The following is a 13,777-nucleotide window of genomic DNA, read 5'->3' on the forward strand; positions in this document are numbered from 1 at the left end:
CTCCCGCTGGCCCCGCTGACCATCCCCGGCCCGGAGGCATCACGCGAGCCGGCCGAGGCGCACTCGGCTCCCGAGGACCATCCGGACGACGCCCAGCCCGATCCCGGTGATGCCGAGCCGGTCGAGGTGGAGACCGGTCCGGCTCCGGAGCAGCCGGCCGTCGCCGAGGAGACCGCCCCGACCCGGGTCGAGCCCGCCGGCTCGGGGCTCGAGCCGCCACCGCACCCCGAGCCGGGGCAGGCAGTGGCACGCAACGGCGCGACACCCGGCCGCACGAAGCGGCCCCAGCCCAACGGCTCCCCCGACAGCTCGGAGACGACTGGAGAGCCCGCGCCGAAGCCGCGTCGGCCACGGCCGCAGCACCAGCGTCCGCCCGCGCGACGCTCCAGCCGGCCGAGTGTGCCGAGCTGGGACGACATCATGTTCGGCAGGAAGTCCGACTGAGCCGAGCCAACCCTCGGGGGCTCACGGCCGCGGATGGCCTGCCACCCACTACCCGCGGGGCTGGATGTCGAGGTCGAAGGGCAACGGTGCCGGCGAGGCTGCCCGTGCGGCGTGGGACGTCATCCGCCGCATGTAGTGGCGTCGGCACAGCACCTCGTACTCGACGACGCCCGCCGCTGCTGAGGCGACGTCCCCGACGACGATCTGGTCTCCCTCGACGACCATGGTGCCGTCGATCACCCGGGCATTGACGGTTGCCCGCCGACCACACCAGCACAGTGCCTCGACCTGGAGCACCTCGACGCGGTCGGCGAGCTCGATGAGCCGCTTCGAGCCCGGAAAGAGCTCGGTCCGGAAGTCACTGGCGATCCCGAAGGCGAACACGTCGATGTCCATCTCGTCGACCACCCGCGCCAGCTGGTCGACCTGGCCGGCGCTGTAGAACTGTGCTTCGTCGCAGATCAGGTAGTCGACGTGCAGCCCTGCTGTCGCCCGGCCGACGACGACATCCCAGAAGTCGAGATCGTGGCCGACCTCGATGGCGCCGGTGGCGAGGCCGAGCCGCGAGGAGAGCCGGTTCGCTCCCGCTCGGTCGTGTTGGCTGAAGATGAGTCCGCTGCGTCCTCGGGCCGCGTGGTTGTGGTCCATCTGCAACGCCAGGGTCGACTTGCCGCAGTCCATGGTCCCGGTGAAGAAGACGAGCTCAGCCACGACCCCGCAGCCTAGCGAGGCCCGGCCGGGCGGGGGTCCTGCCCGGGGGAAAGGCCGCTCTCGGGCCGAACGCCTCAGCCTGCCGCTCGCGGTGGGATGACGATGACCGGGACCGCGATCTCGGCCTCGCTCGTCGCGCCATGCACGCCGAGCAGCGCGAGGATCTCCTTGCGCATGAGCGTCGAGTGGACGACGGCGAAGCGATCCTGCATCACGACGACCAGGTCCCCGATCCTCGGCAGTACGGCGGAGCGCGTCGTGCCGAACCAGCCCTCCTCGACGGCCTGCTCCCTCGTCATGACGCGGGCGAGCCCGGCGAGCCGGTCGCGCCATACCTCCGCCACACCCTCGGTGGCCCCGGGCTCGAGGTACAGCTGCAGGTTGCGCGGCTCGCCGCCGACGTGCCGCACCCCCTGCATGAGGGTCGGTTCGTCCGCGAGGTCGAGCCGCCTGTCGAAGGGCACATCGACCATGCCGTGGTCGGCGGTGACCACGATCGACGTGTCGGCGGGGACCTGGCCGGCAAGGGAGGCCAGCGCTCGGTCGACGGACTCGACCTCATCGCCCCACTGCCACGACTGACAGCCGTGGACGTGGCCTACCTTGTCCACGTCGCCCCAGTAGAGGTAGACCAGCGACCGGCGCGCCGCTCGCACGCTCTCGACGCTGGCCGCGACACGCTCGTCGAGGTGCTTGGCGGCGCGGAAGCGCCCCCCGCGCAGGGCGGCGTTGGTCAGACCGGAGCCATCGAAGTAGCGCGGCCCGACACGGGTCACGGCCAACCCGTCCTGCTCGGCGGCCTGGAACACGGTGCGACTCGGCTGCCACCGCAGCGGGTCCGGCCCGTCCTCCCATGACAGCTCGTTCAGCAGGCGATCGGTCTCGGGGTCGAGCACCTGGAACCCGACGAGCCCATGTGAACCCGGTGGCAGCCCGGTGCCGAAGCTGCCCATCGAGGTGGCTGTGGTCGTGGGGAACCCGCACGGGATCCGCCTCGCCGCACCGAGGTGGTCGCGCAGGAAGGGTGCGTGCCCGCTGCGCCGGGCGAGCAGGTCGTAGCCGAGCCCGTCGATCAGGACGACGACGCAGCGGGGGGCCGGAGGCAGTCCGAACCGGTCGGCGCCGGCATAGCTGCCGACGCCGACCGAGTCCGCGACAGAGGGGAGTACCGAGGCGAGCGTGCCGGGTGACCAGTCCGGCACCTGGACCTCGTCGCTCACCGCCGGGCCATCCCACCGCCGATGCTGGCTGACAGGGTGCGCGCGAAGTCGAGGGCGGCGTCGACGGCGCCCTCGCCGTCGGCCGCGGCGCTGATCCGCAGGCTGATGTCGTCAGATGCGACCGTGCCCTCGAACCCGTGGTCTGCGGTGCACTCCGGGTCGGCGCACTGGGCCGGCAGCAGGTCGAGCCGGCTCACCGCACCCCAACCGATGGTCAGCGTGATGTCCCTCGAGTGCGTGCCAGAGCTGAACGTCTCCGGGTGCGCCACGACGTGGGTCACCATGACCCCGCGCAGGGCAGCGAGCGGCACGGTCTCGGTCGTCGCCGTGGCGGTCGAGGGGGAGCCGGGCTCGGAGAAGTCGTCGGCGTGGGCGATCACGAGCCGCCTGGGTGTGACGACGAGGACGGTGACGTGGCGCCGCACGGTCTCCTCGTCGAACGTGGTCTCCTGGTGCACGAGGTGCGCGACCACCTCGTCCCCGGCGACGGCCGACTCGACGACGTCGCAGACGAGCGCCGGGTAGTAGCCGGCATGCGTGATGGCGAGAGTCAGGTCCTCGGGGAGAGCCTGGCCCTGCTCCTGGGAGACACGGCGCATGGGCCCCATCCTTGCACTCCTGCTCACGTCATCCCCCGGCGACCAAGGTCCTTGCGGACGAGCGCCGGACGGACGACGACCTCGGCCCCGAGCGCGTCGACGCCACCGCTCCACGCATTGACCGGGTTGAGCTCGACGCCGGCGAGCTCGGGGTGGTCGTCGGCCATCACCGAGAGCCGGGCCACGAGGTCGCGCAGCGCGGCGCGATGCACCGGCGCGGCGCCCCGGTGCCCGGTGAGCAGCGGGGCCGCCTTGACACTGGTGATCAGGTCTCGTACGTCGACATCGGTCAGCGGCGGGATCCGGTAGGCGACGTCGTCGAGCAGCTCGGTCGGTGGCCCCGCCACGGAGAAGCTGACCACAGGCCCGAACAACGGGTCCTCCTGGGTACTCAGGACGCAGGACACCCCGGGCACCGCCATACGCTGGACCGCGAAGCTGCCGTCGGCCAGGGCACCCAGCCGCTCGCTGAGGGACTCGTACGCGTCGCGGACGGCCTCGGCGTCGCCCAGGTCGCCCCGGACGCCGACGATCCCGGGCTGGTGTCGCACGACCCGTGAGGTCGACTTGAGGATGACCGGGTAGGAGAGGCGTTCCGCAGCGGCCACCGCCTCGTCGACGGAGCCGACCGCGACCGCGGGCCAGAGCTGGATCCCGTAGCTCTCGAGCACCTCGCTCACCTCGTCGCGGGTCAGCGTCCGACCCTCGGGGCTCTCGAGCAGGACCCTGGCGATCAGGGCCTCGGCCCGCAACCGGTCGACGCCGGCGGGTGCCACCAGCGCACCCCGGTCCTTGGCGCGCCACTGCGCGTAGTGCGTCACAGCGTTGAGCGCACGGATCCCGTCCTCGGGCATCGTGTACGCCGGGACGATCCGCTGTGTCCCGCCGGCGTCCGCATAGGTGAGGCCCCCCTCGACGCCCCGTATCCCCAGGAAGGTCGCCACACACGGCTTCTGGTGCCGGCCGGCCACGGTCCGAAGGGCCGCCGTGAGGTCCTCGTCACGGGTGGCCAGCGGGCGGATGAACCCGGCGACGACACTGTCGACCTCGGGGTCCGCAAAGGCCGCCTCGAGGGCATCGGCGAACTCGTCGGCGCTGGCCTGCGCCGGCAACGACACCGGACCGTGCGTGACCTGCAGGCCCCAGCTCAGGCACGCCGAGGCACTGATCGCGCCCAGGGCATCGGAGTTGCCGACGATCGCGACGCGGCCCCCGGACGGGAGCGGCTGGTGCAGGGTGAGCTGGGCGACGTCGAAGAGCTGATGGATGTTCTCGACGCGGATGACGCCCGCCTGCCGCAGCAACGCGTCGAAGGCCCGCGGCGACACCCGGGTCTGCCGGGTCCGGTGCCCCGGTGGGGCGGCGAAGCTCGACACCCCGGAGGAGACGGCGACAACGGGCTTGACCATCGCGAGCTGCCGGGCGATCCGCGAGAACTTGCGCGGGTTGCCCATCGACTCGAGGTAGAGGCCCACGGTGTCGGTGTCGGCATCGTCGATCCAGTACTGCATGAGGTCGTTGCCCGACACGTCTGCCCGGTTGCCCGCCGAGGCGAAGACGGAGATCCCCAGACCGCGCCGGGCGGCCGAGGCGAGCACTGCGACCCCGAGTGCGCCGCTCTGGGCGAAGAGACCGAGCCGGCCCGCAGGCGGGACGACCGGTGCGAGGGTGGCATTGAGCCGGACGTCCGTGTGGGCGTTGATGAGCCCGAAGCTGTTCGGCCCGACCATGCGCATCCCGGAGAGGCGGACCGTGCGCCGGAGCTGCTCCTGACGCTCGGCACCCTCGGAGCCGGCCTCCGCGAACCCCGCCGACATGACGAGCAGGGCCTTGACACCCGCCCGGGCGCAGTCGCTCACGACACCCTGCACCTGCTCGGCAGGCACGAGTACCACTGCGAGGTCGACCGGCCCGGGCAGGTCCATGAGGGACCGGTGAGCCGCCACCCCCTGCACCTCCTCGGCCTCGGGGTGGACCACGAAGAGCTCGCCGCGGTAGCCCGAGGCGAGGATGTTGGCCAGCACCATCGCGCCGACGGAGTCCGGCCGCCGGCTGGCACCGATGACCGCGACCCGCTCCGGGAACAGGATCGTGCGCACGCTTCGAGACTCGGCCCGGTGCTCTCGGGACAGGGCGACCGCCTTCGACTGCTCGGTCGGCTCGATCCCGAAAGACAGGTCGACGACGCCGTCCTCCACCCGGTGGACCACCTCGTAGCCTGCGTCCTTGAACACCATGAGCATCTTGCGGTTCTGGGGCAGCACCTCGGCGGTGAACTTCTCGATGCCGATCTCACGGGCGACCGCAGCGAGGTGCTCGAGCAGGACCGAGCCGATGCCGCGGCCCTGGAACCGGTCGGAGATGTTGAAGGCCACCTCTGCCGAGGAGGTCCCCTCGAGCAGGTCGAAGCGGCCCACGCCGACGATGTCGTCACCGACGGTCGAGACGAGTGCGACCCGGTTGTGGTAGTCGACATGGGTGAAGCGGTGCAGGTCGCGGTCGCTCAGCTCCCTGAGGGGAGCGAAGAACCGCAGGTAGATCGACTCCTCCGACTGGGCGTTGTGGAACTTGCGCAGCGCCTCCGCGTCGTCGGGGGTGATCGGGCGGATATGGGCCACGGACCCGTCCCGGAGGACGACGTCGGCCTCCCACTGCTGCGGGGGTGCAGGCGGTGGGGCCTCGGCGGACTCCCGCACACCGGGCCGCGTCTCAGCGTCGGACATGTCGCCATCGTGTCACGACCGGCCATGGCAGGACCCTCGGGCAGCGCCCGGATGCGAGAGTGAACCCATGGAGTTCGACGAGGTGGTGCGTCGGCGCCGGATGGTGCGCCGCTACGACCCCGACCGCCCGGTTCCCGACGAGGTCCTCCTTCGCTGCCTCGACAACGCGGTCCGCGCCCCGAGCGCCGGCTTCAGCCAGGGGTGGGACTTCGTCGTCCTGCGAACGGACGACGAGCGCACCCGCTTCTGGGCAGCCACCACGGATCCGGGCGAGCGAGCGGACCCGTGGCGCAGCGGCATACAGGATGCGCCGGTGCTGATCCTCTGCCTGTCGCACAAGGACGCCTACCTCGATCGCTACGCCGAGCCGGACAAGGGATGGACCGATCGGAGCGAGAACCACTGGCCGGTGCCCTACTGGGACATGGACGCGGGCATGGCGGCGCTGCTGATCCTGCTCACCGCCGTCGACGCGGGGCTCGGCAGCCTCTTCTTCGGGGTGCCGATGCAGTGTCACCCCGCGGTCCACGAGCAGTTCGGCATCCCGGGGGGTCGCACCGTGGTGGGAGTGGTCTCGCTCGGCTACGCAGTGCCGGGGCCGAAGAGCCCCAGCCTGCGGCGGCATCGACGCACCGGGGCGCAGGTGAGCCACTGGGGCCGGTTCGGGCGGCAGTAGCCCGACCTCACGGCGTGGCAGCGCAGCCGCGTGCCTCGGGCTGGGGGATCATGGGGTGTTCACCCGCCGACCCCAAGGAGCACGACTCGGCATGGCCCGCCGCACGAGCACCGCACCACCGGAGGACTTCGAGGAGAAGATCGTCGGCATCGACGTGCAGGAGGAGATGCAGAACGCCTTCCTCGAGTACTCCTACTCCGTCATCTACTCCCGTGCCCTGCCGGATGCGCGCGACGGGCTCAAGCCGGTGCAGCGGCGCATCCTGTATGGCGCCAGCGAGCTGGGTCTGCGACCCGATCGAGGGCACGTCAAGAGCCAGCGCATCATCGGCGAGGTGATGGGCAAGTACCACCCGCACGGCGACCAGGCGATCTACGACGCCCTGGTGCGGATGGCCCAGCCGTTCACCCTCCGGCTGCCCCTCATCGACGGGCACGGCAACTTCGGCTCCCTCGACGACGGACCGGCGGCCGCCCGCTACACCGAGGCCCGCCTCGCCCCTGCGGCGCTGCTCATGGTGTCGGGACTCGACGAGGACACGGTCGACTTCGTCCCGAACTACGACGACACGCAGCTACAGCCGGGTGTGCTACCGGCGGCCTACCCGAACCTGCTTGTCAACGGCGCCTCGGGCATCGCCGTGGGCATGGCGACCAACCTGCCTCCGCACAACCTCGTCGAGGTCGTCGGCGCGGCTCGCCACCTCATCGACCACCCGGACTGCTCCCTCGATGACCTCATGAAGTTCGTCCCCGGTCCGGACCTGCCGACCGGCGGGCGGATCGTCGGGCTCGACGGGATCCGGGACGCCTACCTGACCGGTCGCGGCAGCTTCCGCACCCGGGCCACGACCCGCATCGAGTCGGTCACGCCGCGCCGCAAGGGCATCGTGGTGACCGAGCTGCCGTATCTCGTCGGCCCCGAGAAGCTCTTCGAGAAGATCAAGGACCTCGTCGAGGCCAAGAAGCTGCAGGGCATCTCGGACCTGAAGGACCTGTCCGACCGACAGCACGGTATGCGCCTGGTCATCGAGGTCAAGAACGGCTTCAACCCCGAGGCTGTCCTCGAGCACCTCTACCGGCTGACGCCGATGGAGGAGAGCTTCGGCATCAACAACGTCGCGCTCGTGGACGGGCAGCCGCGCACCCTGGGCCTGAAGGAGCTGCTGCGGGTCTACGTCGAGTTCCGGACCGACGTCGTGCGGCGCCGCTGCGCCTTCCGGCTGCGCAAGCGGGAGGAGCGTCTGCACCTCGTCGAGGGGCTGCTCGTCGCGATCCTCGACATCGACGAGGTCATCCAGCTGATCCGCTCCTCCGACGACGCGGCCACCGCGCGCACCCGGCTCATGGACGTCTTCGACCTCTCCGAGGTGCAGGCCACCTACATCCTCGACCTGCAGCTGCGGCGGCTGACGAAGTTCTCCCGGATCGAGCTCGAGAACGAGAAGAGCGACCTCGAACGGGAGATCGAGTCGCTGCGAGCCCTGCTCGAGAACGAGAAGCTGCTGCGCCGGCTCGTCTCGGACGAGCTGGCCGACGTGGCGAAGGCGCATGGCACGCCTCGACGCACCGTCCTGCTCGAGAGCTCAGGCGCGGCCGCGGCGTCGGCCCCGCTCGAGGTCAGCGACGACCCGTGCTGGGTGCTCCTCTCGTCGACCGGGTTGCTGGCGCGCACCTCGAACGCCGAGCCTCCGGGCTCCGAGGGTGCCCGCGCCAAGCACGACGCGATCATCGGTGCGGTTCCCACGACCAACCGGGGCGAGGTGGGGCTGGTGACGAGCACCGGACGGATGGTGCGTCTGGCGGTGCTCGACCTGCCCGCGCTACCGCCCACCAACGGAGCACCGAGCCTGTCCGGTGGTGCGCCGCTGGCCGCCTACGTCGACCTTGCGACCGGGGAGGAGCCGGTGACGATCGTCCCCATCGGGGGCAACGCCCCCGCGCTCGCGCTCGGGACCGCACAAGGGGTCGTCAAGCGGGTGACGTCCGACGCGCCCAAGAGCTCCAGCTGGGAGGTCATCGCCCTCAAAGCCGGCGACCGCGTCATCGGCGTCGGAGTCGCGGCAGACCCCGCCCTCGACCTGGTCTTCATCACGAGCGACGCCCAGCTCTTGCGGTTCGGCGCCGGCACGGTGCGCCCGCAGGGTCGCAGCGCGGGCGGGATGGCCGGGGTGCGGCTCTCGCCCGGGGCCGAGGCGGTCTTCTTCGGCGTCGTCGACCCTCGGCACGAGGCAGCGGTCGTCACGTCGGCCGGGTCCTCCGCCGCGTTGCCGGGCACGGTGGGTGGCTCGCTCAAGGTCACGCCGTACCGCGAGTTCCCCGCGAAGGGGCGCGGCACAGGTGGCGTGCGCTGCCACCGGTTCCTCAAGGGCGAGGACGTCCTCGTCCTCGCCCACGCCGGCAACACGCCGCTGCGTGCCAGCGCGGCGGCCGGCGTCGCAGTCGAGCTGCCTGCCGCGGACGGGCGCCGGGACGGCTCCGGCATGCCGACGACGCGGGTCATCGACCGCATCGCCTCGGCCGTCGGAGCTGTCCAAGGGGTCTCGGACGCCTGAGCCGCCTCAGGCGTCGATCCGCTCCCGGTCGACCTCCGAGGCAGAGTCGATGATGAACTCCTTGCGCGGCGCCACGTCGCTGCCCATGAGCAGCTCGAAGACTCCCTCGGCAGCCTCGAGGTCGCGCATGGTGACCCGTCGCAGGGTGCGGTGCCGAGGATCCATCGTCGTATCGGCCAGCTGGTCGGCGTCCATCTCGCCCAGGCCCTTGTAGCGCTGCAGGGGCTGCTTGATCCGCTTGCCCTTCTTCTCCAGGGCGCTGACGGTCCGCCGCATCTCGGGCTCGTTGTACGTGTAGATGAGCTCGTTCTTCTTCGCCCCGTTGCCGATGACCTCGATCCGGTGCAACGGTGGCATTGCCGCGAAGACCCGCCCGGCCTCGACCAGAGGGCGCATGTACCGGAAGAACAGGGTGAGCAGGAGCGTGCGGATGTGGGCGCCGTCGACGTCGGCGTCGGTCATGATGATGACCTTGCCGTAGCGGGCGGAGTCCAGGTCGAAGGTGCGGCCCGACCCGGCACCGATGACCTGGATGATCGAAGCGCACTCGGCGTTCTTGAGCATGTCCTGGATCGAGGCCTTCTGGACGTTGAGGATCTTGCCCCGAATCGGCAGGAGGGCCTGGAACTCTGAGCTGCGGGCCTCCTTGGCCGTGCCCATCGCCGAGTCGCCCTCGACGATGAACAGCTCCGAACGATCGACGTCGTGGGTGCGGCAGTCGCGCAGCTTGGCCGGCAGGGTCGAGGACTCGAGCGCATTCTTGCGCCGTTGCGTCTCCTTGTGCAGCCGGGCGCTGATGCGCGTCTTCATCTCGGTCACGACCTTCTCGAGCAGCCGGGCCGACTGGTCCTTGTCGCCGCGCTTGCTCGAGGTGATCCGTGCCGTCAGCTCCTTCTCGAGGACCTTCGCGACGATGGCGCGCACCGCCGAGGTGCCGAGGACCTCCTTGGTCTGCCCCTCGAACTGCGGCTCGGCGAGGCGGACCGTGACGATCGCGGTGAGCCCGGCCAGGACGTCGTCCTTCTCCGGCTTGTCGCTGCCGGTCTTGAGCCGTCGCGCATTCAGCTCCAGCTGCTTGCGGAAGACCTTGAGCAGGGCCTGCTCGAACCCGGTGAGGTGCGTGCCCCCTTTGGGAGTGGCGATGATGTTGACGAAGGACTGGACGCGGGTCTCGTAACCCTGTCCCCAGCGCAGCGCGATGTCGACCCCGCACTCCCGCTCCACCTCGGTCGGGGTCATATGGCCGCGGTCGTCCAGGACCGGGACGGTCTCGGTGAAGCTGCCGGACCCGGTCAGGCGCCACACGTCGGTGATGCCGGCGTCCGGTGCGAGGAAGTCGACATACTCGGCGATGCCACCCTCGTGCTGGAAGACCTCCTCGGCCGGGGCGTCCTGCTCCCGGCCGGGACGCTCGTCGCGCAGCTCGAGGCGCAGACCCGGCACGAGGAACGACGTCTGCCGGGCTCGCGCCGCGAGGGCGTCGTAGTCCAGGGTGGCGTCCTTGAGGAAGATCTGCCGGTCGGGCCAGAACCGGACCCGGGAACCGGTCACGCCCCTCTTGACCTTGCCGACCACGGGCAGGGCTCGCTTGGACTCGTACGCCGCGAACTGCGCCTCGGGCGAGTGGACCCCGACGGAGTCGGTGAACGTACCGGGCTCGCCCCGGCGGAAGCTCATCCCGTAGGTCTTGCCCTCGCGGTCGACCGCGACGTCAAGCCGGGCCGAGAGGGCGTTGACGACCGAGGCACCGACGCCGTGCAGCCCTCCCGACGCGGAGTACGAGCCGCCCCCGAACTTGCCGCCGGCGTGCAGCTTGGTGAAGACGACCTCGACCCCCGACAGACCGGTGCGCGGCTCGATGTCGACCGGGATCCCCCGTCCGTCGTCACGCACGACGATCGACCCGTCGGCCCCGAGGATGACCTGGATCTCGGTGCAGACACCGGCGAGGGCCTCGTCGACCGCGTTGTCGATGATCTCCCAGAGGCAGTGCATGAGCCCGCGCTGGTCGGTCGAGCCGATGTACATCCCGGGTCGCTTGCGAACGGCCTCGAGGCCCTCGAGAACCTGCAGGTGACGGGCGGTGTAGTCGCCGTTGGTGGAGGTAGGGCGGGATGCCACGGTCATGTCCTCTTTCGTGCGTGTCACGGACCGGCTCGCACGCCGACCGGCGACAGCATGCTAACGAGCGGCGCCGACAGCCCGCGGCAGGCTCGCGGCGCTCGGGGTGTGCGTCAGTCAGGCCAGCGCGGTGTGACAGGACAGGCGGGCTGCGAGCAGGGAGCCGACGCCACGGTTCTGTCACTCGTCGACGACCTCGATGGCGAGCTCGGCGCAGCTCGGGTGCTGCTTGTCACGGATGTACCTTGCGACGCCCACCGCTTCCCCGCAGCGCCGCGTGATGGCGATGAGTGCCTCGTGATCGTGATGGTCGACCTCGGTGAAGTAGCGCAGCTCGGCGGTGGTGAGCCTGGGCTTGCCGGTGAGGTAGCGGGCGAAGCGTGATGCGGGGCTGAGTCCGGCGAAGATGTCGGCGAGCAGGCCCGCGTCCTCGGGCCGGATCGGGCGGACGCGCAACATCGGGGGGCGTCTCGGGTGGGCGGCCCGTGCGCGGCGGTGCTCGGCGGCATACTGCAGCAGGTCGCGGCAGCCGCGGCGAGCGCCGCCGCGCGCTCGCGCCGGAAGGTGAGCAGGGCGACTTCGCAGGTTGGGCTCTCTCGCCAGCACAGATCACGTGCGCTCACCACCAGGGCAGGCTCCGCGCCGAGCAGACCGCGCAGGTGGTGCAGCTCGCGGCGCAGGTTGGTGAGCGCCTGCTCATCGGTGGAGTCCGGCCAGAACGTGGCGGCGATGCGCTGGCGGGTCTGCGGAGCTCCGACGTCACGGCGAGCAGCGCGACCGACTCGAGGCTGCGCGAGGACTGTGCCCGCACGGCCCCCGCTCCGTCGCTGATCATCTGCTCACCCCGCAGCCTCACGTGCAGCAAGGCAGCCACGTGACCAGTGTCACATCCTGCTGCGCGTGCGACCAGCCTCCGAGGGTGGTTCGCCACGACGGTGCGCGCACCGCGACCGCTTCGACGTGTTCCTCGCCGACGGGTTGCCGCCGCGCGCCCCCGTCCGCATCGTCGCTGTGCACCTGCGCTTGGACTCCAAGATGATGGACCGCAAGATGGTGGCGCTGCGGGCACAGGCCGGCCAGACGGGACCGCTGATCGCAGCGCTCGGCGAGGACCGGGTGCGGCACTGGTTCGACACCGGGACCTTCGTCGCCGGCGACGCCGTAGCCGTCGGCCGCTCGGACTGGGGCACTTGGCGGCCCGCGGCATGACCGCACCGACAACCGCGGCGACCGGCAGAGGCCGTCAGGAGCCGGCTGGCCGAACGGTTGGCAGCCCCGCTGACGGGGTAACGATCCGGGTATCAGGGTGTCTCAATTGTCGAGCGTGCGCCTCAGGAAGGAATGAACGTGCTTCACTGTTGGAACATCCACGAGGTGCGATGACGCAGGATCGGAGGGCCGTCAGGCCAACGGGAGAGCGTCACAGCGCGTCAGAGATATGTGGAAAGATCCTCCCTCGCGGGGAGGACCCCGAGGACAAGAGAGAAGGCGAGAACGAGATGAAGACAGCACTGGCACCCGAGCTGACGGCTACAGACCGCTGTGACCGGTGTGGCGCGCAGGCCTACGTTCGTGCTCGCCTCGTGTCCGGCGGTGAGCTGCTCTTCTGCGCTCACCACGGTCGTGAGCACCTGCCCGCCCTCCAGGGCCTGGCCATCGAGATCCATGACGAGAGCGCTCGGCTGTCCGAGAGCCCGGTGATCGCTCCCCTCGACGAACGGTGACACGCTGACCCCGCTCACTGTGGCGGTGGGTGTCGCCATGTTGGTGGGACTGATCGGGATCGTCGTGCCGGTCCTGCCCGGGCTTTTCCTGGTCTGGGCAGCAAGCGCCGTCTGGGCGGTCGTCGAGCAGGGGCTGACAGCGTGGGTTGTGCTCACCGTCACGACGATCCTGTATGCCGCTGGGCTGGTGACGCAGTACACCGTCCCGGGGCGCCGGCTGCGTGAGGCAGGAGTGGCGACGAAGGTCCTCGTCGTTGCGATCCTCGCCGGGGCGGTTGGGTTCTTCGTGATCCCCGTCGTCGGCGCACCACTGCTGTTCGTCGGGGCGATCTATCTCATGTCACGGGTGCGGATGGGCAGTCACGCTGATGCTTGGCTTGCCACGACGCACGCCGTGCGTGCCGTCGGCCTCAGCATGGGCATCGAGCTGCTGACCGCCTTCGCGATCATCACCACCTGGGTGGTTGGAAGCATGCTCCTGCGGTGACGCCTCGGTCGTCGAAGGTCACCAGTGCACCGCGTAGGTCACCACTGGTCGCGTCGACGCTTCTCCCATCGCTGCTCCAGCCGTTCCATGAAACTGCCGTGGCTGGCCGTCTGCTTGCCCTTGCCTCGGGCCTGGCTCGTTTCTGCCGTGTCGCCGGACTTGACGGACCGCAGCGCGGTCCGTGCGGGTGAGATGGCGTAGGCGATGCCGGCGACCATGACGGCGAAGCCGATGGCCCCCAGCCAGATGAGCGAGCTCATGGCGGAGATGATCACCAGAGCGAGCCCGGCCACACCAGCCACGACACCGATGACGATGCGTCCCCGCCCCGGTTGACGGGCCCTCGTCTTCTGGATCCGCGAGGCGAATCGCGGATCCTCGGCATAGAGCGCCTCCTCCATCTGCTGGAGGAGCGCCTCCTCGTGTTCCGAGAGTGCCACTTGGCACCTCCCTGTGCTGTGCGTCCGACTCTGCCGTCCGGTGTGATCTGGCTTGACACTGATCATACGTGGACTCCC

At 70.4% G+C, this 13,777-nt stretch carries 13 protein-coding genes and 1 pseudogene; 7 read left to right on the forward strand and 7 right to left on the reverse strand.

Annotated features, from left to right (window positions below; translation table 11 throughout):
- Positions 1-444: pseudogene (locus tag L0H79_RS05095) on the forward strand (hypothetical protein); the annotation flags it as partial.
- Positions 445-492: 48 nt separating this feature from the next.
- On the opposite strand, the gene L0H79_RS05100 reads toward L0H79_RS05095, so the two are convergent.
- The 4 genes from L0H79_RS05100 to L0H79_RS05115 all read right to left on the reverse strand — a co-directional run bounded on the left by L0H79_RS05100 (position 493) and on the right by L0H79_RS05115 (position 5,697).
- Entirely contained in the window at positions 493-1,155 is a 663-nt protein-coding gene (locus L0H79_RS05100; RefSeq protein ID WP_301483478.1) for a thymidine kinase, read from the reverse strand.
- A 74-nt stretch (positions 1,156-1,229) separates the two neighbouring features.
- The gene (locus L0H79_RS05105; protein WP_301483479.1) at positions 1,230-2,375 is read right to left on the reverse strand and encodes an alkaline phosphatase family protein; all 1,146 of its coding nucleotides are present in this window, start codon (positions 2,373-2,375) and stop codon (positions 1,230-1,232) included.
- Positions 2,372-2,974, reverse strand: coding sequence for a DUF5998 family protein (locus tag L0H79_RS05110; RefSeq protein WP_301483480.1), 603 nt, complete (start codon positions 2,972-2,974; stop codon positions 2,372-2,374). Before L0H79_RS05110 ends, L0H79_RS05105 begins: the two co-directional genes overlap by 4 nt.
- A gap of 23 nt (positions 2,975-2,997) precedes the next feature.
- A complete protein-coding gene (locus tag L0H79_RS05115) occupies positions 2,998-5,697 on the reverse strand; it encodes a bifunctional GNAT family N-acetyltransferase/acetate--CoA ligase family protein (protein ID WP_301483481.1) in 2,700 nt (899 codons plus the stop codon).
- Between the two features lie 67 nt (positions 5,698-5,764).
- Here L0H79_RS05115 and L0H79_RS05120 point away from each other — a divergent pair, with 67 nt between their 5' ends.
- Complete coding sequence (locus L0H79_RS05120) at positions 5,765-6,373, forward strand: nitroreductase family protein (RefSeq protein WP_301483482.1); 609 nt, start codon at positions 5,765-5,767, stop codon at positions 6,371-6,373.
- A gap of 91 nt (positions 6,374-6,464) precedes the next feature.
- On the forward strand, positions 6,465-8,927 hold the full coding sequence (locus L0H79_RS05125) for a DNA topoisomerase (ATP-hydrolyzing) subunit A (RefSeq protein WP_301483483.1): 2,463 nt from the start codon (positions 6,465-6,467) through the stop codon (positions 8,925-8,927).
- 6 nt (positions 8,928-8,933) lie between these two features.
- On the opposite strand, the gene L0H79_RS05130 is transcribed toward L0H79_RS05125, so the two are convergent.
- Together L0H79_RS05130 and L0H79_RS05135 are read right to left on the reverse strand one after the other, a co-directional pair.
- A complete protein-coding gene (locus L0H79_RS05130; protein ID WP_301483484.1) occupies positions 8,934-11,054 on the reverse strand; it encodes a type IIA DNA topoisomerase subunit B in 2,121 nt (706 codons plus the stop codon).
- A gap of 174 nt (positions 11,055-11,228) precedes the next feature.
- The gene (locus L0H79_RS05135) at positions 11,229-11,507 is read right to left on the reverse strand and encodes a hypothetical protein (RefSeq protein WP_301483485.1); all 279 of its coding nucleotides are present in this window, start codon (positions 11,505-11,507) and stop codon (positions 11,229-11,231) included.
- A 26-nt stretch (positions 11,508-11,533) separates the two neighbouring features.
- Between L0H79_RS05135 and L0H79_RS05140 the strand changes: the two genes are divergently transcribed.
- The 4 genes from L0H79_RS05140 (at position 11,534) to L0H79_RS05155 (ending at position 13,259) form a co-directional block, all read left to right on the forward strand.
- The gene (locus tag L0H79_RS05140; RefSeq protein ID WP_301483486.1) at positions 11,534-11,926 is read left to right on the forward strand and encodes a hypothetical protein; all 393 of its coding nucleotides are present in this window, start codon (positions 11,534-11,536) and stop codon (positions 11,924-11,926) included.
- A gap of 22 nt (positions 11,927-11,948) precedes the next feature.
- Positions 11,949-12,257: a hypothetical protein gene (locus tag L0H79_RS05145; protein ID WP_301483487.1), complete on the forward strand. Its 309-nt coding sequence runs from the start codon at positions 11,949-11,951 to the stop codon at positions 12,255-12,257.
- 290 nt (positions 12,258-12,547) lie between these two features.
- Entirely contained in the window at positions 12,548-12,772 is a 225-nt protein-coding gene (locus tag L0H79_RS05150) for a hypothetical protein (protein ID WP_301483488.1), read from the forward strand.
- Between the two features lie 37 nt (positions 12,773-12,809).
- Positions 12,810-13,259 carry a DUF456 domain-containing protein gene (locus L0H79_RS05155; protein ID WP_301483489.1) on the forward strand — a complete coding sequence of 150 codons (450 nt, stop codon included), beginning with the start codon at positions 12,810-12,812 and terminating at the stop codon, positions 13,257-13,259.
- A 38-nt stretch (positions 13,260-13,297) separates the two neighbouring features.
- On the opposite strand, the gene L0H79_RS05160 is transcribed toward L0H79_RS05155, so the two are convergent.
- The gene (locus tag L0H79_RS05160) at positions 13,298-13,699 is read right to left on the reverse strand and encodes a DUF3040 domain-containing protein (RefSeq protein WP_301483490.1); all 402 of its coding nucleotides are present in this window, start codon (positions 13,697-13,699) and stop codon (positions 13,298-13,300) included.
- Positions 13,700-13,777 lie beyond the last annotated feature (78 nt).

It is taken from the genome of Intrasporangium sp., assembly GCF_030452765.1.
Lineage (GTDB): Bacteria > Actinomycetota > Actinomycetes > Actinomycetales > Dermatophilaceae > Intrasporangium_A.